At 67.0% G+C, this 17532-nt stretch carries 18 protein-coding genes; 13 read left to right on the forward strand and 5 right to left on the reverse strand.

All coding sequences use genetic code 11. The features are described from left to right. Positions 1-189: 189 nt before the first annotated feature. Both ACFO0G_RS14930 and ACFO0G_RS14935 read left to right on the forward strand, forming a co-directional pair. Positions 190-1368 (forward strand): ABC transporter substrate-binding protein, encoded by a 1179-nt coding sequence (locus ACFO0G_RS14930; protein ID WP_376978555.1) that lies wholly within the window; start codon positions 190-192, stop codon positions 1366-1368. A 415-nt stretch (positions 1369-1783) separates the two neighbouring features. After that, positions 1784-2566 (forward strand): matrixin family metalloprotease, encoded by a 783-nt coding sequence (locus ACFO0G_RS14935; protein WP_376978557.1) that lies wholly within the window; start codon positions 1784-1786, stop codon positions 2564-2566. Between the two features lie 47 nt (positions 2567-2613). Here ACFO0G_RS14935 and ACFO0G_RS14940 read toward each other — a convergent pair whose 3' ends face one another. Both ACFO0G_RS14940 and ACFO0G_RS14945 read right to left on the reverse strand, forming a co-directional pair. After that, positions 2614-3582, reverse strand: coding sequence for a carbohydrate kinase family protein (locus tag ACFO0G_RS14940; RefSeq protein ID WP_376978699.1), 969 nt, complete (start codon positions 3580-3582; stop codon positions 2614-2616). Positions 3583-3597: 15 nt separating this feature from the next. Further along, the gene (locus ACFO0G_RS14945; protein WP_376978559.1) at positions 3598-4389 is read right to left on the reverse strand and encodes an alpha/beta hydrolase; all 792 of its coding nucleotides are present in this window, start codon (positions 4387-4389) and stop codon (positions 3598-3600) included. 133 nt (positions 4390-4522) lie between these two features. Between ACFO0G_RS14945 and ACFO0G_RS14950 the strand changes: the two genes are divergently transcribed. The 4 genes from ACFO0G_RS14950 (at position 4523) to ACFO0G_RS14965 (ending at position 7360) form a co-directional block, all read left to right on the forward strand. Further along, positions 4523-5170, forward strand: a complete 648-nt coding sequence (locus tag ACFO0G_RS14950; RefSeq protein WP_376978561.1) for a cyclodeaminase/cyclohydrolase family protein — start codon at positions 4523-4525, stop codon at positions 5168-5170. 93 nt (positions 5171-5263) lie between these two features. Next, positions 5264-6229 carry a hypothetical protein gene (locus ACFO0G_RS14955; protein ID WP_376978563.1) on the forward strand — a complete coding sequence of 322 codons (966 nt, stop codon included), beginning with the start codon at positions 5264-5266 and terminating at the stop codon, positions 6227-6229. Positions 6230-6320: 91 nt separating this feature from the next. Further along, positions 6321-6554, forward strand: coding sequence for a hypothetical protein (locus ACFO0G_RS14960; RefSeq protein WP_376978565.1), 234 nt, complete (start codon positions 6321-6323; stop codon positions 6552-6554). Positions 6555-6619: 65 nt separating this feature from the next. Next, on the forward strand, positions 6620-7360 hold the full coding sequence (locus tag ACFO0G_RS14965; RefSeq protein ID WP_376978567.1) for an SDR family NAD(P)-dependent oxidoreductase: 741 nt from the start codon (positions 6620-6622) through the stop codon (positions 7358-7360). A 70-nt stretch (positions 7361-7430) separates the two neighbouring features. On the opposite strand, the gene ACFO0G_RS14970 is transcribed toward ACFO0G_RS14965, so the two are convergent. Genes ACFO0G_RS14970 through uriH form a run of 3 tightly spaced genes read right to left on the reverse strand, consistent with a single transcriptional unit; the run spans position 7431 to position 10927 of the window. Continuing rightward, complete coding sequence (locus tag ACFO0G_RS14970; protein WP_376978569.1) at positions 7431-8393, reverse strand: ribokinase; 963 nt, start codon at positions 8391-8393, stop codon at positions 7431-7433. Continuing rightward, positions 8390-9820 (reverse strand): uridine transporter UriT, encoded by a 1431-nt coding sequence (gene uriT / locus ACFO0G_RS14975; RefSeq protein ID WP_376978571.1) that lies wholly within the window; start codon positions 9818-9820, stop codon positions 8390-8392. Before uriT ends, ACFO0G_RS14970 begins: the two co-directional genes overlap by 4 nt. After that, positions 9821-10927 carry a uridine-preferring nucleoside hydrolase UriH gene (uriH, locus tag ACFO0G_RS14980; RefSeq protein WP_376978572.1) on the reverse strand — a complete coding sequence of 369 codons (1107 nt, stop codon included), beginning with the start codon at positions 10925-10927 and terminating at the stop codon, positions 9821-9823. 219 nt (positions 10928-11146) lie between these two features. Here uriH and ACFO0G_RS14985 point away from each other — a divergent pair, with 219 nt between their 5' ends. From ACFO0G_RS14985 to ACFO0G_RS15015, 7 genes are all read left to right on the forward strand, one after another. After that, positions 11147-12136, forward strand: a complete 990-nt coding sequence (locus ACFO0G_RS14985; protein WP_376978701.1) for a LacI family DNA-binding transcriptional regulator — start codon at positions 11147-11149, stop codon at positions 12134-12136. A gap of 46 nt (positions 12137-12182) precedes the next feature. Beyond that, a complete protein-coding gene (locus ACFO0G_RS14990) occupies positions 12183-13289 on the forward strand; it encodes a GTP pyrophosphokinase (RefSeq protein WP_286400814.1) in 1107 nt (368 codons plus the stop codon). Further along, a complete protein-coding gene (locus ACFO0G_RS14995; RefSeq protein WP_376978573.1) occupies positions 13290-14270 on the forward strand; it encodes a hypothetical protein in 981 nt (326 codons plus the stop codon). It abuts the gene before it with no gap. A gap of 10 nt (positions 14271-14280) precedes the next feature. Beyond that, on the forward strand, positions 14281-14682 hold the full coding sequence (locus ACFO0G_RS15000; protein WP_376978575.1) for a rhodanese-like domain-containing protein: 402 nt from the start codon (positions 14281-14283) through the stop codon (positions 14680-14682). 166 nt (positions 14683-14848) lie between these two features. Next, complete coding sequence (locus ACFO0G_RS15005; protein WP_376978577.1) at positions 14849-15547, forward strand: ABC transporter ATP-binding protein; 699 nt, start codon at positions 14849-14851, stop codon at positions 15545-15547. Then, positions 15544-16830: an ABC transporter permease gene (locus ACFO0G_RS15010; RefSeq protein ID WP_376978579.1), complete on the forward strand. Its 1287-nt coding sequence runs from the start codon at positions 15544-15546 to the stop codon at positions 16828-16830. The genes ACFO0G_RS15005 and ACFO0G_RS15010 overlap by 4 nt, the downstream gene beginning before the upstream one ends. A 60-nt stretch (positions 16831-16890) precedes the next feature. Beyond that, complete coding sequence (locus tag ACFO0G_RS15015; protein WP_286400807.1) at positions 16891-17451, forward strand: hypothetical protein; 561 nt, start codon at positions 16891-16893, stop codon at positions 17449-17451. Positions 17452-17532: the final 81 nt, after the last annotated feature.

Below are 17532 nucleotides of genomic sequence, written 5' to 3' on the forward strand. Positions count from 1 at the left end.
GACCGCAGTCGCTGCCGGGGCCTGCTGTATTGGCCCCGAATCAAGACGTCCCGCGTCGAATTTTGACGCCCCGCTACGCCGCATTGAGGGTTCGCGTCGCCCCGTGAACGCCTGCTACGGCAGTGATTGTGGGGCCGCTGGGTGCTCCGTAACCTCGTCTCAGCATCCGCCCCAGCAAAGGACTTCACCATGGCAAACTCGCAGGACAACAGTCCCCGGAACCAGCAAGGTTCCACCCGGATCGTCGCCGGCCAGGCGGCCGAGCCCAAGCGCCAGCTTGGGCTGAAGATCGGCATCGCGGCCGCCGCCCTGGCGCTCATCGGCGGCGGTGCCGCGGTCGCCTCCGCCGTCAACAACGCCGCCCCGGTCGCATCACAGGAGACTGCTCCTTCCGGCAACCCCGCTGCGGAGCTGAAGCTCGGCTACTTCGGCAACGTCACGCACGCGCCTGCCCTGGTGGGCGTCAGCAAGGGCTTCATCGCCGATGAACTCGGCAGCACCAAACTCAGCACCCAGGTCTTCAACGCCGGCCCTGCAGCCATCGAGGCGCTGAATGCCGGCGCCATCGACGCCACCTACATCGGACCCAACCCGGCCATCAACTCGTTCGTCAAAAGCCAGGGACAATCCGTGAACATCATTGCCGGGGCTGCTGCCGGCGGCGCTCAGCTGGTGGTCAAGCCGGGCATCAGCTCCGCTGCCGACCTGAAGGGCAAGACCCTGGCTTCACCGCAGCTAGGCGGCACGCAGGACGTGGCCCTCCGTGCCTGGCTTTCAAGCCAGGGTTACAAGACGAACGTGGACGGCAGCGGTGACGTCGCCATCAACCCGACGGAGAATGCCCAGACCCTCAAGCTGTTCCAGGACGGAAAGCTCGATGGCGCGTGGTTGCCTGAGCCGTGGGCATCACGTTTGGTGCTGACCGCCGGAGCCAAGGTGCTGGTGGATGAGAAGGACCTGTGGGACGGCTCGCTGTCCGGCAAGCCGGGGGAGTTCCCCACCACCATCCTGATCGTGAACCAAAAGTTCGCCGCCGACCACCCGGACACCGTCAAGGCGCTGCTGAAGGGCCACGTGAAGTCCGTTGAGTGGCTTAGCTCTGCATCCGCTGGAGAGAAGGCCACCGTCATCAACGCCGCACTGAAGGAAGCCGCCGGCGCGGAGCTCAAGCCCGACGTCATCGACCGCTCGCTGAAGAACATCGTGTTCACCGTGGACCCGCTGGCCGGTACCTACGGGAAACTCCTGGCCGACGGCGTGACTGCCGGCACCACCAAGCAGGCCGACATCAGCGGCATCTTCGACCTGCGCGGGCTCAACGGCGTCTCGAACGAGAAGACGTCAGCTGCAGGGCTCGGAAAGGAGTAGCCCCACCCACATCGATTGCTCCGTAAATGTCCTTTTGAGCGTCCAAAACGGCATCTACGGAGCAATCGATTTCTCATGGGAGCCTTTTTGCGGAAATCCTTCGTATTTCCTGAGCCCGGAGTGGGAAGCCCGCCACTAGGCTGAGGGGGTTGCCCTGCGGCGGGCGGCCAAGGATTGGGGGACGCCGGTGCACGGTTTTGGGACAAACAGGGATTCGTTGCCGGATAAGTCAGGCGGCTTTCTCCCGCCGAACGTCCGGCGTTCTGCCAGCGGACGGGTCCCGCAGTGGGCCATCGATGAGGCTTTGGGAAAGGCCGAGCCGCCGGCGCCTGGGCGCACTCCTGAACCTTCCCCGCCTGACCTGCGGAAGTTCGGGCGCCGGCCCCGGAAGCAACAGCACCGGCCCAAGCGGTCGGTGCAGTTCCGGACCATGCTGGGGATCGCCGTCGTGGTCTGCCTGTACTTCACGCCGACGTTCTTTGACCGCGTGGTCCTCCCAGTCACTGCCCCGTACCTGCCCGGCGCCAAGGTGCCGCCGCCAGGCGTGGAGGCCGCCCCGTCACCCTTGGGCAAGCCGCCGGCCAGCACCGGTTCAACGGCATTCGTGCTGCAGGAATCGCCCAAGGCGGGACAGACATTAGTGGCGTACGATCCGTGCCGCCCCGTGCATTACGTTGTTCGGCCGGACAATGCCTTGCCGGGTGGGGATGGGCTGATCAACGAAGCGGTGGCAGCCGTTTCCCGCGCCTCCGGCCTGCAGTTTGTCTACGACGGAACCACTACGGAAGCGCCGGCAGATCAACGTCAAGCTTTCCAGCCTGAGCGCTACGGGAAGCGCTGGGCACCGGTGCTGATCGCTTGGTCGTCGCCCGCGGAAACCCCTGAACTCGCCGGCAACGTCGCAGGCCTCGGCGGTAGCGGCTATGCAACAGCCCCTGGACAACCGCTGGTCCTCGCCGCCGGCCAGATCAGCCTGGACGCCCCCGACCTTGCCGGCATCATGGCCAGCAGGCCGGATGGCGCCGCGGAAGTGCGGGCCATCATCATGCACGAGCTCGGGCACGTGCTGGGCCTGGCCCACGTCAACGATCCAAGCCAGCTCATGTATGCCGAGAACAAGGGCGTGCAGGACTTCGCAGCCGGCGACCGCGCAGGGCTTGCACTGCTGGGCGCGGGACCCTGCGTGCCGCAGCTCTAGGAGGACTGCTGCCCGCGGAGGAACCCCATCGACTGCTCCCCACCGGCTTAGCCCTCTTTTTCAGCCCCGTGCAGCTCGGCGCGCGTGGGCGGGTTGGCGCCGGGCCGGGACACGGTGACGGCGGCGGCCCTTGCGGCGTGCTCGAGGAGTTCGGCCAATCCTTCAACGGGCAAGTCCCGCAGGTCCTGCCGGTTCTGGGCTCCATCCAGCTCCCGGTCCACCAGGCCGGACAGCAGCGCCGCCATGAACGAATCCCCCGCTCCGACGGTGTCCGCAACGTCCACTTTTGGCGCAGGCACGGATACTTCGCCGGCCCGGCACACGCCCCATGGGCCCTCCGCACCGCGGGTGACGACCACCATCGCCGGCCCCTCCTCCCCGCCGAGCGCCAGCCACTGGCGCGCCGAATCCAGCACATCCTGCCCGGGATACAGCCAGGCGAGGTCCTCGTCGGACGCCTTGACCACATCGGAGAGCACCACGAACTTCTCCGCCTGCCGCCGGGCGTAGTCCACGTCCGTGATGATGCTCGGCCGGCAGTTGGGATCGAAGCTGATCGTTGCGGAGGGGTGGGCGTGTTCGACGGCGGCGAGCACCTCGGTGGCGCCCGGCTTCAGCATCGTCGCGATGGAACCGGTGTGCAGCAGCGTGGTGCCCTGCAGCATGAAGCCGAGCCGGTCGGCAATGCCGGGGAGGTCCCAGGCAAGGTCGAACGTGTAGGTGGCGGCGCCGTCGTCGTCAATCAATGCGGTGGCCACGCTGGTCGGCAGGTCGTCCGGGGGCACCGGCAGCATCACTGAACTGGCGCGCAGGTGCGCGGCCACCGAGTCGCCGTAGGCGTCCCTTCCGTAGCGGCCGATGAACTGCACCGGATGGTCCAGCCGGGCCAGGCCCACCGCAACGTTGAGCGGGCTGCCGCCCACGTGCGCCTGGATTCCGGTGGCGCGCTGGACAACGTCAACAAGGCCTTCGCCGATCACTGTGAGCATGGTCATACTCTGCCAGAAAGAGGGCAGCGTCAGCAGTTCATGTCAGCGGAGCAGGCGGCCCACAAGGTCCCGGCACGTCACATAGGCCTCGGCGCTGACATCGATCAGGGCGAAGTGGTCGCCCGGCACCATGACCAACTCCGCCGGAACGGGTCCGGAACGGCCCGCATCCACGTAGGTGGCGGACATGCTCAGCGGCACGTCCACATCCTCCGTGGCGTGGACGGCGTAGACGGGCACGCCCAGGGGCAGCGCGGCCATGGGGTCTGCCATGCGGTGCCGTTCGGGGAAGTCCGACGACGGCCCGCCGAGCAGGTTGGCCACGGCTCCGTTGCTGAGGTTCAGGCGCTCGGCCTCGGCCAGGTTGAGGACGCCGGACTGACTCACCACCCCGGTGAGGCGGACGCCGTCGTTCTCCACCTGCAGGCCATCCTCCGCCCCAAGCTCGCGCAGCCGCTCCCTCCCCGCGGCCCACACCGCCAGGTGGCCGCCGGCCGAGTGGCCCAGCGCCACCACTTTGCTGAGGTCCAGTGAGTGCGGTTCCGCGAGCGCGCGAAGCTTGTCGATGCCCGCCAGGATGTCCTGGAAAGTGCCCGGCCACCCCCCACCGTTGCCGGCCCTCCGGTATTCAAGGTTCCAGGCGGCCATGCCATGGTCAGCCATGTCCTGTGCCAGTGGCTCCCCCAGTTCTGCCCCATACTGCGGGCGCCAGTAACCGCCGTGGATCACCACCACGACGCCCCGGTGTTTCCCGCCGGGTGGAAGGTCGGGGAGGAACAGTTCACCCCACTGGCTGGGGTCCTGGCCGTAGTCATAGCGGTGGCGGTGCGTCACACTGGCCCACTTTAGCTGCCGCCATCGGCACGACGCCGCGGCTTTCCGGGGGCAGCACCGTCGAAACTGGGCCAGAACGCACTGTGCGCCTTCTTCCGTTTAGCCGCGCAGCTTTGTGGGCACGATTCCTGACATGGAAAAACCTGAAGTGACCACGCAGGGGTCGACTGTGGAGGAATGGACGCGGGCGCTGGCGGAGTCCACGGGATCACCCGGCGGAGGCGCGGGCACGGGCCTGATGCTCGCGGTGGCGGCTTCGCTGACATCGATGGTTGCCGGCTACAGCGGGGACGATGGCGGCGAGCCGGCCAGGATCCGGGAGCGCGCCCAGGCGCTGCGCCAGGAAGCCCTTCGACTGGCGGATGACGATGCCTCCGCTTCAAAAGCGTTCGGTGCCGCCTTCCGGCTGGAACCCGGCGAGGAACGGGACGAAGCAATCCGCCGGGCTTCAGTGGAAGCTGCGGCCGCATCCGCTGTCCTGGGCGAGCGTGCCATCGAAGCCATCGACGACCTCGCCTGGTTGGCAACCAAGGGCAACCGTGCGCTGGTGGCGGACGTCGTCGTCGCGTTCGGTGCCCTCCGCGCCGCGCTGGCCGGGGCCCGCACCAATGTCAGCTTCGACCTCGGCTCGCTCCGGTCCGCCGGCACCAGCCTGGAACAGGTTCGGGAGCAACACCCTGACCTGTGGGCCGCGGTCGAAAAACTCAACGCCGCCATGGACCGGATTGACGAACTGTCCACCGCCGTTGATCATCGTGCCGCCCCTACGGATGCCATCTGACGCTGGCGACTCGGCATTTGGACTTGCCGTCTGACCTGTGCTTATGGTGAACAGCATCGCTTGCCGAAGCGCACCTGTGGGGAGGGGTATCAAGTGAAGTCCAAAAGCAGTGCCTGGGCGTTCCTCCGGCCCCTCCTGCTCGTCGTGGCGGCAACAGCAGCCTGGATTGCCCTGTCAGCGGCGGCCGCGTCCGCCGACTCCTCACCGTCCCGCGATTTGCTTCCGAAGGCTGTGGATTCTGCCGCCGCCAAGCTCACCCATCAGGCCAAAGATGAACTGGAACCGGTGCAGGCAGGGCTGGACGGCGAGACGGCCACGGCCCCCGCTTCCGCTGCTGCTTCGCTGATCCCGGCGCCATCCCTCCGCCCAGCCGCGGAGGAGGTCTCCGGCTTGGCCGACAACGCTGTGCAGTCTGTTCCTGTGGTCAACGGGCTTGTGCCCACGGGAGCTGTCGCGGCCGTGGTGGATCCTGCGGTGGGTGCCGTGGACGGCGTCGTCGGCGGGACGGTGGGGGCTGCTGTTCCCTTGGCCGATACGGTCCTGGAACCCCTGGAACCCGTCCTTGAACCGGTCCTTGAACCGGTGGTCAACGCTGTTGTCCTGCCAGTGGTTCCACCGCTAGCAGAGCCTCAGGCAGTCCTTCCTGTCACCACGGATGTCAGCGCGGCTTCTGCTCCGGAGCCCGCGCCTGGCCCTCCCCCTGTTGCTGAACTGCCGAGAACCACTCAGGACATGACGAATCCCCCGCAGTCCGGCGCAATTTCCCAGAACAGCGGTGCGAAAAGCCGCCTGCAGATGAAGCTTGCAGCCGCAACGCCGGTGCTTTCCGAGGCCGGCCCGGAAGACGCCCCGTTCCGCGCGCCGTCGGAAGTGCCACCTGCCGTGCCAGGTGCTGCGCTAGGCGGAAGCGGCCCATCCGGCGGCAACGGGCCGGCGGATGCTGGCTGGATCAGCTCACACCACATTCCGGTCCCAGCGGTTGGCATGGCCGCCATTCCGGGCCATTCACTTACAGCCCCCGCCCCGGTGTCCTTCGACACCGGCTCTTCCCCTGACTAGTTGAGGCCCCACCCGCGTCGCTTTCACGCGGGGAACGCGCCAATTCCTGGGCTAAGCAGTAGGCCCAATCCAACTTTCAGGAGAACTTCCCATGACGGACCGCAATATCCGCAGATACTTGCTCGCTACCGCTTTCGCAGGCTGCCTCGCGACCTTTGGCGGTGTCGCCGCCAACGCAGCCGCTGCGCCAGTGTCAGCCGGCTACTCTTCCACTCCAGCGACGCTGGCCAACACGGGCATGAACACCGGCCTGTTGATAGTGGGCCTGCTGTTTCTTGCCTTTGGAGGACTGCTGGCGCTGGTCCTGGGGCGCAAGCGCCGCTGAGTGCACCCAAGGGAGGCCAGCAGAAGTAGCGTAGGGACAACACGCATAAATCAGGGAGGTCCCGCATGGCACGCGTCTTCATCACCGGATCCACGGACGGGCTGGGCCGGGCCGCCGCCGCCTCGCTCTTAAAGGACGGCCACGAGGTGATCGTGCACGCCCGGTCCTCCCGCCGGATCCCCGCGATCCAGCACCTGCTGGACCGCGGGGCGCAGTGCGTCGTCGGGGACCTGGCGGTGGAGGAGGAAGTCCGGGAGACCGCGGACCAGGTCAACGGGATCGGCGGCATTGACGCCGTCATCCATAACGCCGGGGTGCTGAATGGCGCCGCGTTGCTGCCAGTGAACGTCGTGGCGCCGTACCTGCTGACCACACTCATTCCCGGCCCGCGCCGGCTCATCTACCTGAGCAGCGGAATGCACCGCGGCGGCGACACCGGCCTGGACGGCCTGGACTGGACCGGGCGGACGACGACGGCCTCCTACTCCACCACCAAGCTGCAGGTCACTGCGCTGTCGGCAGCGGTGGCGCGGCTTGTGCCGAACGTCGCCAGCAATGCGGTGGATCCCGGCTGGGTGCCCACCCGGATGGGCGGCCGGTCGGCGCCGGACAACCTGGAACTGGGCCACCGCACGCAGGAATGGCTGGCCACCAGTGATGATCCGGCGGCCCTGGCCAGCGGCGGCTACTGGTACCACCAGCGCCGGCAGACCCCGCATCCCGCGGCGAACGACCCCGAATTCCAGGACGCGCTGCTGGCGCAGCTTGCCGAGTACACCGGGGTCACCCTGGAATCGCGGGGCTAACCCTCATCGATTGCTGAGTACTTGTCGTTCTCGAGCGTGAAAACGACAACTAGTCAGCAATCGATGGTGTTTAGGACGTGCGGAGGCGGCGTTCGACGTCGGCCGCCTCCGGATACGCCGCCTGGGTGCCTTTGCGGGTGGTCGCCAAAGCCGCGGCAACGGAGGCGAACGCGGCGGCATCGGCAAGCCCATCGCCCGCCGCGAGCCGGACAGCAACAGCCCCGGTGAAGGCATCGCCGGCGCCGGTGGTATCCACGGCGTGCACCTGGGTCGGCTGGACGAAAGCCACGCGGGAACCAGCAGGAGCCAGCGAGTCCAGCACCACCGAACCGTTCGCACCCAGGGTCACCAGGACCTGCTGGACCCCGTGGCCGCCGAACCGAGACCGCACCGCATCCCACTCAGAGGCAGCAGCACCGGCACCGGGAACCGAAGAACCCAGGAACAGTGCGGCCTCGTGCGAATTCACCAGCAGGATGTCCGCCAACCCGGCCAGGGCTGACGGGATCTCCGCGTACGGCGAGAGGTTCAGCAGGACCTGCGCGCCGGCGTCGTGCCCTGCCTGCGCTGCGGCGAGCACCGTGTCCATGCTGACCTCCAGGCAGAGGCTCACCACGGCGGCCCCCTCCAGGACGTCCGCCGCATCCGCCACGTCCTTCGGCGACAGGGTGCCGTTGGCACCGGCCGAGATGATGATGTTGTTCTCGCCGCGGGCGTCCACGGCAATCACGGCAACACCGGTGGGCTCGGCAGACGTCCGCACGTGCCCCACATCCACGCCGACCCCGGCCACGGAGGCCTCAAGCATGGCGCCGTTGGGGTCCTCCCCCACGGCGCCCACCAGGCTGACGTGCCCGCCCAGCCGGGCCGCGGCGACGGCCTGGTTGGCGCTCTTGCCGCCGGGGTTCACGGCGAAGCCGTTGCCCTGGACGGTCTCGCCGGGCTGCGGGAGGCGGTCGCAGTAGATGGTGAGGTCGGCGTTCAGGGAGCCGACGACGACGATCCGGCCGGCGCCGGAAGCCGCGGCACTCATGCGGCCACCTCAGCCTCAACCGGCTTGGGGATCAGCAGCGAGGCGGCGAACGCGGCGACGGTCAGCGCCAGGCCGACCACCACGACGGTGAGGTACGACGCCGTCGCATCGCCGAGTGCCGACGTCGCCACCAGCACGGCCGGCAGGATGAGGAAGCTCAGGCCCGCACCCAGGTTGAAGGCACCGGCGTTCATGCCGGGCAGGAAGCCGGGGTTGCCGGCAGGCGAGAGGACAACGCCGAGTCCGTTGAGCATGATGTTGACCGTACCGGCGTACATGATGCCCAGCAAGACCGTTCCGGCGATCATCATCGGCAGGCTGTGCAGGCCAAGGAACGCGATGACGGCGAGCGCGGCGATGCTGCCAAGCAGGCCGATGCGCAGCACCTTGGTGTAGCCGAGGACCGGGGCCAGCTTGCCGCTCAGCGGTCCCACCACCCAGCCGAGCAGGGCGTACGGGGTGAGGATGATCAGCGACATCTCGGTGGGACCGACTCCGAAGCCCGGCGAGGCAGCCTGCACGTAGGCGGGCACGATGCCGTTGATGACGGCGAAGATGCCGGTCATGGTCAGGGTGGTGGTGAGCAGCGGGGCCCAGGTGGAGCGCTGGCGCAGGTGGACGGTTTCCACCATGGGTTGGGCGGCCCGCTGTTCCGTGCGCCAGAACGCGAAGAACGCGACGGCGGATACCAGCACCAGCGCCAGGCTCAGCATCAGCGTGCCGGAGTCGAAGCTGGCCACCAGCTTGGAGCCTTCGTTCAGGGCGGTCAGCAGGGCGCCCACGGCGACGACGATGAAGAACACGCCCAGCCAGTCCATGCGGGTTCCTGCGGCGGGCTTGCTTTCGGAAGCGAGGAACATGATGAGGGCTGTCGCGGCGACGGCGAGGACCACCATCAGCCAGAAGATGCTGCGGAAGCCGTAGTGCTCGGCGAAGTAGCCGCCTACGAAGGAGTCCACACCGGCCACGCCGCCGTTGACTGCAGTAATAAGGCCCATCAGCGTGCCGTACTTGCGCGGGTTGCTGACGGCGGAGCGCAGCATGATGAGGCAGAGCGGGACGGTGGGTCCGCTGACGCCCTGGATGACGCGGCCCACGAAGAGCCACGTGATGTCCGGGGCGAGCGCCGCGATCACGGAGCCCACGGCCATGAGCAGCATCATGCCCACCAGGACCTTCTTGCGGCCCACGATGTCGCTCAGGCGCGGCAGGAACAGGGAGAACAGGGCGGCGGCGGTGAAGAACCACGTCTGCGAGAGGCCGATGACGGCCTGGTCCGCCTTGAGTTCCTCGCCCATGGTCACCAGGGCGGGGCTGAGCATGGAGGCGTTGAGCTGGAACGCCACGCAGGCGGCCAGCAGCGCGGTCATGAGGGCGGCGATATTGCCGCGGCCGGTCTTGGTTTCACTCAGGGTTGCGGTGGTCATTTACTTGACCCCTCCGGCGGTGAGGTGGGCACTTTCCGGGCGTACGACGTCGGCCGCGTCGGCTTGGGTGCGGTCTGCACCTTGGTGGCTGCCGGCGTCGTCCGTGTTGGCGTTGGCGCCCGGCTCGCCGATCCGGACCAGCGCGTCGGTGACCAGCTCCCAGAACCGTGCATGGTCCAAGTCCACGGCCACGCTGGTGTGGCAGTCGGCCGGCGCGGGGGCGCGGAAGTCGGCCACGGTCATGCCCAGGGTGAGCGTGCCCGTCAGTTCGATGTTCACGGGGACCTTGCGGGTACTGACGATGCTGGGGTCGATCACGTACGCCACGGCGCAGGGATCGTGGACGGGCGGGAAGTCGAAGCCCTGGGCGTCCTTGTAGGTGTGGGCGAAGAAGTCCATCAGCTCGGTGACGAACTTGGCGGGGCCGGTGCCGATGGCGGCGATCTTCTCCACCACGTCCGGGGTGGCCAGCGCCTGGTGGGTGAGGTCCAGTCCGACCATGACCACGGGCCATTTCTCGTTGAAGACGATGTGGGCGGCCTCGGGGTCGATGATGATGTTGAACTCGGCCACGGCGCTCCAGTTGCCCACGTGGTAGCCGCCGCCCATGAGGACCACTTCCTTGACGCGTTCCACGATGCGCGGTTCCTTGCGGGCGGCCAGGGCGATGTTGGTCAGGCCGGCGGTGGGGACCAGGGTGACGGTTCCGGGCTCGTGTGCCATGACGGTGTCGATGATGAGGTCGACGGCGTGGCGCGGGTCCAGTTCGATGGTGCACTCGGGCAGGGCGGGGCCGTCCATGCCGGAATCGCCGTGGATGTCCGGCGCGGTTTCAATGCTGCGGACCAGGGGGCGCGGGCAGCCGGCGGCGAAGGGGACGCCGGTGATGCCGGCGATGGTGCCGACGGCCAGGGCGTTGCGGGTGACTTTCTCGAGGGTCTGGTTGCCCACCACCGTGGTGACGGCCAGCAGTTCGATGTTGGGGTTGCCGTGTGCCAGCAGCAGGGCGACGGCGTCATCATGGCCGGGGTCGCAGTCCAGGATGATCTTCCTGGGCTCGTGCTGGTTCGCTTGCGGATTTGGTTCCACGATGGTTCTCCACGTCATTGGGGCCTGCCTTGCGGGCAGGGGTTTCTGACTTCCGGGAGCGATCATGGCAGGGTTTTGTGGTCTACGTCAAACGCTTAACGTGCTCTCGGCATTGCCGCACGTCAAACGCTTGACGCCTTGCCTGCTCTGGACGCATGCGGGGCCGACTAGGATCGAAGTATGGATTCCGGGGAACAGGTGCAGCAGCGGGCCCGGCCGCGCCGGGTGACGGCGGCGATGGTCGCCGCACGGGCCGGGGTGTCGGTGGCCACCGTGTCCCTGGTGGCCAACGGCAAAACGGCAGGCCGCGTTTCCGAGGACAACATTTCCCGCGTGCGGGAGGCCATCACCGAGCTGGGCTACGTGGTGGATGGGATCGGCAGCTCGTTGGCCAAAGGCGTCAGTTCCATCGTGATCCTGGTGGCGCCGGACATTTCCAACCCGTTCTTCGCCAAGGTGATCGGCGGCGTGCGCGAATCCCTGGGACCCAGTTACCAGCTGCTGCTCTCGGTCACGGACTCCGGCGAATTTCCCAAGGCCGACGACGTCCGGAAGCTCATGTCCCTTCGTCCCGCCGGGCTCTTGGTGGACGCACCGAACGCCGGCTTCCTGGCCGACCTCTCGGTGGCCGGGCCGCTGGTCCTGCTGGACGCGCCCGGCCTGGAATCCGTTGCGCCGGCCGTCAACCTTGACGTCGCCCAGGGTGCGCGGGAGCTGGCCGCCCACCTGGCCGACGCGGGCCATCGGCGGGTTGCCTACCTGGACAGCGTCACCGGAACGGAAACCTTCACCATCCGCCGGGAGGCGTTCCTCGCCGAGGCGGCAGCCCGGGGCATGTCGGTGGATGCGGACCACATGCCCGCCACCACCATCGACGTCGGCGAGGCCGCGGCCGCCTTCGCCGCAGCATGGCCGGACTGGCAGCGCGAGGGGGTGACCGCCGTCGTCTGCGCCACCGATACGCACGCCTATGGGGTGCTGCAGGAAGCACGTGTGGCCGGAGTGCGGATCCCGGAGGAGCTGGCGGTAGCCGGGTTCGACGACCTGCCGTATTCTGCCACCAGCAGCCCGGGCCTGACCAGCGTCCACCTGCCGGCGGCCCTTCTGGGCCTCAAAGCCGGGGAGCAGCTGCGCCGGCTGATGGAGGGCCAGGCGCTGGAGCAGGAGGAGCTGACGCTGGAGAGCTCCCTGGTGGTGCGCGGTTCCACGTCGCCTGCCGAAACGTAGGGAGTCCCAAAGGCTCCGTGTCGGACCCCGGCCGTAAGCTGGGGTTATGCCGAGTAACTGGGAAAGCCTGGACGCGCCGCTGCGCGAGTCCGTGCAGCACAACGTGGAGATCTACGAGCGCGTCCGGCCTGCCCTGAAGCTTGTCACCCGGGACGTCCTGCTGACCCTGCGGGGCATGCTGAAGGACAGCGAAGTCACCCCGCTGTTCGTCACCGGACGCACCAAGACGGTGGAGTCCTTCAAGGAGAAGATTTCCCGCACCGAGGAACCGCTGGAACCGGGGGGCCGGCGGCTGCTGAAGTTCCCGGACCCGTTCCGCACCCTGAATGACATGGTGGGAATCCGCGTCATCACCAAGCTGCCGGCGGAAAACGCCGTGGTGGCCAACATCATCAAGCGGCAGCGCCAGGTTTTCGATTGCCGAGGAGACCGCGAGAAGGACATCGGCTCCATCGAGTCCGGCACCTATGGCTACTCCAGCCGCCACCTGATCCTGCGGACCATCCAGAACGAGGCCGTCAAGGAGTACCAGCAGGTCTTCAACCCGGACGTGCAGCCCAACGGCAGCTACTTTTTCGAGTGCCAGATCCGCACCATCTTCGCCCACGCGTGGAGCGAAATCGAGCATGATATCCGCTTCAAGGCCGAGGACCCCCGCGCCTGGACGCCGCACTTCGACCGCCAGTTCACGGCCACCGCGGCCATGCTGGAGACGGTGGAAACGGCCTTCGCGGACCTTCACGAACGGTACGAGGAAGTCCGCAGCTACTGGGACATGGACGGCGAAGGAGCCGCCCCGCTCACGCCCAACCGGATCCGGGATGTCTGGCGCACCCTGCTCCCCCACGTCGACCGGAAGGTGGACGACGACTGGGGCTGGGCCGCCGAACTGCTCGCCGCACACGGGCTCAACCAGACCATGCAGCTGGCCGGGCTGCTGAACGCCAACCGCATCACGGAGGTCCGCAAGGCCCTGGACCACCGCTACTCCCCCGGTCCCGACCGGCTCCTGGACGACCTCCTGCTGTGGCAGTACGGCACCAGTCACGTGGACCTCACCGCAGAAGCGTCCGACGTCGTCCCGCACCCCCGGCGCGACAGCCTCCTGCGGCGGCTGCGGCAGATCGAACGGTACCGGATGACGAACAAGTAAATGGCTCTGGGAGTGCCGCTGGTCCTGTCCTGGTTCGGCCCGGTGGGGCAGGCGTTTGTTGATTCCGCGTTGGGGCAGGATCCCTTGCTGCAGGTTGCTGCCATTCGGGGCCATTCGGCAGAAGTTTTCCCTGCGCCCGGGTCCGCGGTACCTGAGCGTGCCTCATGGGCGCCCATCCGCACCATCGAGGAGACACTGGCCCGGACCAATGCTGCCGTTCTGGTCCAGGCGCTGCCCTCCACGCCGGGCGCTCACGCGCGGGCCCTGCATGAGGCGCTTGCTGCCTTGCGGAGCGGTGTGGATGTGGTGACAGCAACCAAGAGCCACGTACTCAGCCATTGGCGCGACCTTGAGCAGGCTGCTGCGGAGGGCAACAGCCGGATCCGGATTTCGGGGGCCACCGGAGCCGCGCTTCCCGCCGCCGACATGGCCCGCATCGGCCTGAGGGGTATGGGTTGCAACGCTGTCCGGGCGTGCCCCAACGGCACGTCCACCTTCATCCTGGACAAGCTTTCCGCTGGTATCGGGCTGGAGGATGCCGTGTTGGAGGCGCAGCGGCGGGGCATTGCCGAAGCAGACCCTTCTGCAGATCTATCCGGGAAGGATGCGGCCACCAAGGTACGTTTGATCGCTGGACTCCTCTGGAACTGGGACGTTTCCGGGATTGCGGTGGAGACGGAGCCGATCGACGCGTCTACGTGCGCCAGAGCATTGGCCGCCGCCCAACAGGGACGGCGCCTCCGCGCCGTTGCAAGGGCCTCCCTCAACCGGCCCATGGTGGTCACTGTGCAGTTGGAAGCCGCGGCCCCTGGGGACCCGTTTTTCTCCATCGCCGGCCCGGAAAAGGCGATGGTCTTCAGCTGCCCCGAGGCTGGGGACATCACGGTGCAGGGCGGCCGCTCCAGTCCCAAGGGTGCAGCCCTGGCAATGCTGAAAGACGTATTTAACCTGGCCGGGCTGAGCCGGCCCGGATTCCACTAGGAGGAAACTTTTGGAACATTACGATACTTCCGGGACCCCTGCCATCGACCAGTTGCTGGCGGAGAGCCGCGCCGGGCTCGAGCGTGTATATGCCTCGGATCTTGAGCGGGAGATGGCGGCAGGTGCCCTTGTTGTGGACACGCGTCCGGTCGATCAGCGGGAGCGCGACGGTGAGTTGCCGGGAGCGGTGGTCGTTGACCGCAACGTTCTCGAGTGGCGGCTCGATCCTTCCAGCCCCCACCGGCTCCCGATTGCTGATGACCGTGATCGGCGGATCGTCGTGGTCTGCAACGAGGGCTACAGTTCCAGCCTCGCTGCACACACCCTGCAGCGGCTGGGCCTGGCCCGCGCCACCGACCTCATCGGAGGATTCCAGGCGTGGGCAGCAGTGGACGGGTATGCCGCTGAATAAGCAGCCCTGCTGATTGAATTGGCAGGGCGTTCCTGCATCAGATCCTGGTCAGCTTTCGTCAAGGTTCGTCCCCTACCCTCTTGTTTTGCGGTTCACCTACCGCATGTTTAGCGTGCTACTGACCGGCCGGATGGCAGGCATGGTGCCGGGCTAAAGAAGGAAACCCATGTCTGTGCCGATTTTGTCCACCCGCAACCTGACCAAGACCTACGGACGCGGCCCGGACCGTTTCGACGCCCTGAAAGGCGTGACCCTGGACATCGACCGTGGAGACTCCGTCGCAATCGTCGGCAAGAGCGGATCCGGTAAGTCCACGCTGATGCACCTGCTCGCACTCCTGGACAGCCCGGGTGGAGGAGAAGTCCACGTTGACGGAACGAACGCCAAGACGTTGAGCGGCCGGAAACTGAACACCTTGCGGAACCAGATGTTCGGCTTCGTCTTCCAGCAGTTTTTCCTCAACCACGCCACCAGCGTGCTGGACAACGTCGTCCTGCCACTGAAGATCGCCGGGGCGGGGGCGCGGGAGCGCCGCGCCCGGGGCATGGAAGTCCTCGAACAGCTCGAACTGGCCGACAAGGCCCGCAACAAGGCCGGGAACCTGTCCGGAGGCCAGAAGCAGCGCGTAGTCATCGCGCGTGCCCTCGCGAACAACCCGCAGGTTCTCTTCGCTGACGAACCTACTGGAAATCTCGACACCGCCACGGGCGCCATCGTCGAAGACATCCTGTTCGACCTCAGCCAAAACCACGGCATCACCCTCATCACGGTGACGCACGACCACGACCTGGCCGCGCGGTTCAACCGCCGCCTCTACATCCGGGACGGGCAGCTCATCACCACTGACGAGGAGCACGCGGCATGAAACCGCTTGAAACGCTGAAAACCGCCATCGCCAACAGCTTCCGCAGCAAACTCCGCACCACCTTGACCATCCTGGCGATCTTCGTCGGAGCGTTCACCCTCACCATCACCAACGGTCTGGGCACCGGTATTTCCAACTACATCGACAGCCAAATCGCCGCCGTCGGGCCCAGCAACGCCTTTACAGTCACCAAGACGGACGCCGGCACCAGCCCGGGGTCCGGCCCGCAGAAATACGATCCCAACACCAGGGTCCTCGCCGCAGGCGGCCGCCCGGGTTCGACACAGGTGGCCCTGAACCAATCCGATCTCGACGCCGTGGCCGCCGTTCCCGGGATCACGGCAGTCTCCCCGGTCAGCCGGCTCAGTCCCGCCTTCATCCAGTGGGACAACCAGGACAAATACCAGCTCTCGGTCAGTCCGTTGGCAGGGGCCCAGCCGCAGCTGGCCTCCGGCGAAGCACTGGATGATGCCGGCAGCCAGCCCCAGATAATCCTACCCACCAGCTACATCACACCGCTGGGTTTTACGGGCAACGACCAGGCCGTGGGCCAGGACGTCACCATCGGGATTCCGGACGCCACCGGGAGCATGCACGCCGTCACGGCGCGGATTAATGGCGTGGAAGACAACGCCCTCCTTGGCTCCGGCGGTGCTTTCGCCAACAAGGCCCTCACTTCCGCCCTCGCGGACGCTCAAAGCACGGGAGCGCCCGCCGCCACGAAAAACACATGGACCGCGGCGACCGCCACCTTCTCACCGACGTCAAAAAAAGAGATCAACGACATGAAATCCCGGCTCAGCGCCGCTGGCTACTCGGCCCAGACGCTCGAGGACAGGATTGGCACCGTTAAGACCGTCATCAACGGCATCATCGGCGTCCTGGACGCCTTCGCGATCATCGCCCTCGTCGCCGCCGGATTTGGCATCGTGAACACGCTGCTGATGTCGGTGCAGGAACGGACCCGGGAAATCGGCCTTATGAAAGCAATGGGCATGGGCAGCGGCTCTGTATTCGCCCTTTTCAGCACCGAGGCGGCCTTCATCGGACTGCTCGGCAGCCTCATCGGATCCGCCGCCGCCATCGGCCTGGGCACCGCCATCAGCGGCGCCCTCGCCCGGGGCCCCCTGAGCGACCTCGCCGGGCTGCAGATCCTCAGCTTCGCCCCCGCACCCGTCGCCGGCGTCATCCTCCTGGTCATGGTCATCGCCTTCATCGCCGGCACGCTCCCCGCCTGGCGCGCGGCCCGGCAAAACCCCATCGATTCCCTCCGCTACGAGTAGCCTCACGGCGGCCCACAGCCGGTACTTCAGGCACTAACGGAAGACACGGAGGTGTTGGACATGCGGGGACCAGAGGCTCTCGCGTCCTTGGCGGCTGCGAGTGGGCGCCTGACCGGACCCCACTTCATCGGGCTGAAGCTCGGGGTGGTCCTTCTGGCGCTGGTCTTGATCCTTCGCGTCCGTCGGCGCCTTTTGGTCAGGGTCAGGGGGTTGGGATGGCGGCGCCTGGCGATCGCCTGCGGCGCCGCTTCTACCCTCTTCTACGTCGCCTGGATTCTCTATTTGGGCGGGACGATGCCCTCCGTAACCGTCGCCTACAACTGGAACACGGCCTGGCTGGCCCTGGACGCCTTTGAAGCCCTCTCCGCGCTGCTGACCGCGGTGTTTCTCTTCAGGAACAGCACCCTGGCGATCCTTACCGCCACGGCCTTCTCCACCAGCCTCTGCATTGACGCCCTCTTCGACGTCACGACAGCCCAGCAGGGTCCACCACTTCTCACCGCGGTCCTGGAAGCAGTCCTCGTTGAGCTTCCGTTCGCGGCCCTGTCGGCAGTCCTTGCCGCGAAACTCCTCGCCGCGACCACGCACCGGAACCACGCGCGGGCTGATCCGGGTCCCTAGCGGTGCAGGTTCCGAGCCGGGTCAACGGTCGGGCAACCGGAGGGTGTTGTTCACCATATGGGACGGCAACCAGTATAGTGA

Source organism: Arthrobacter sedimenti (genome assembly GCF_042652025.1).
Classification (GTDB): Bacteria; Actinomycetota; Actinomycetes; order Actinomycetales; family Micrococcaceae; genus Arthrobacter; species Arthrobacter sedimenti.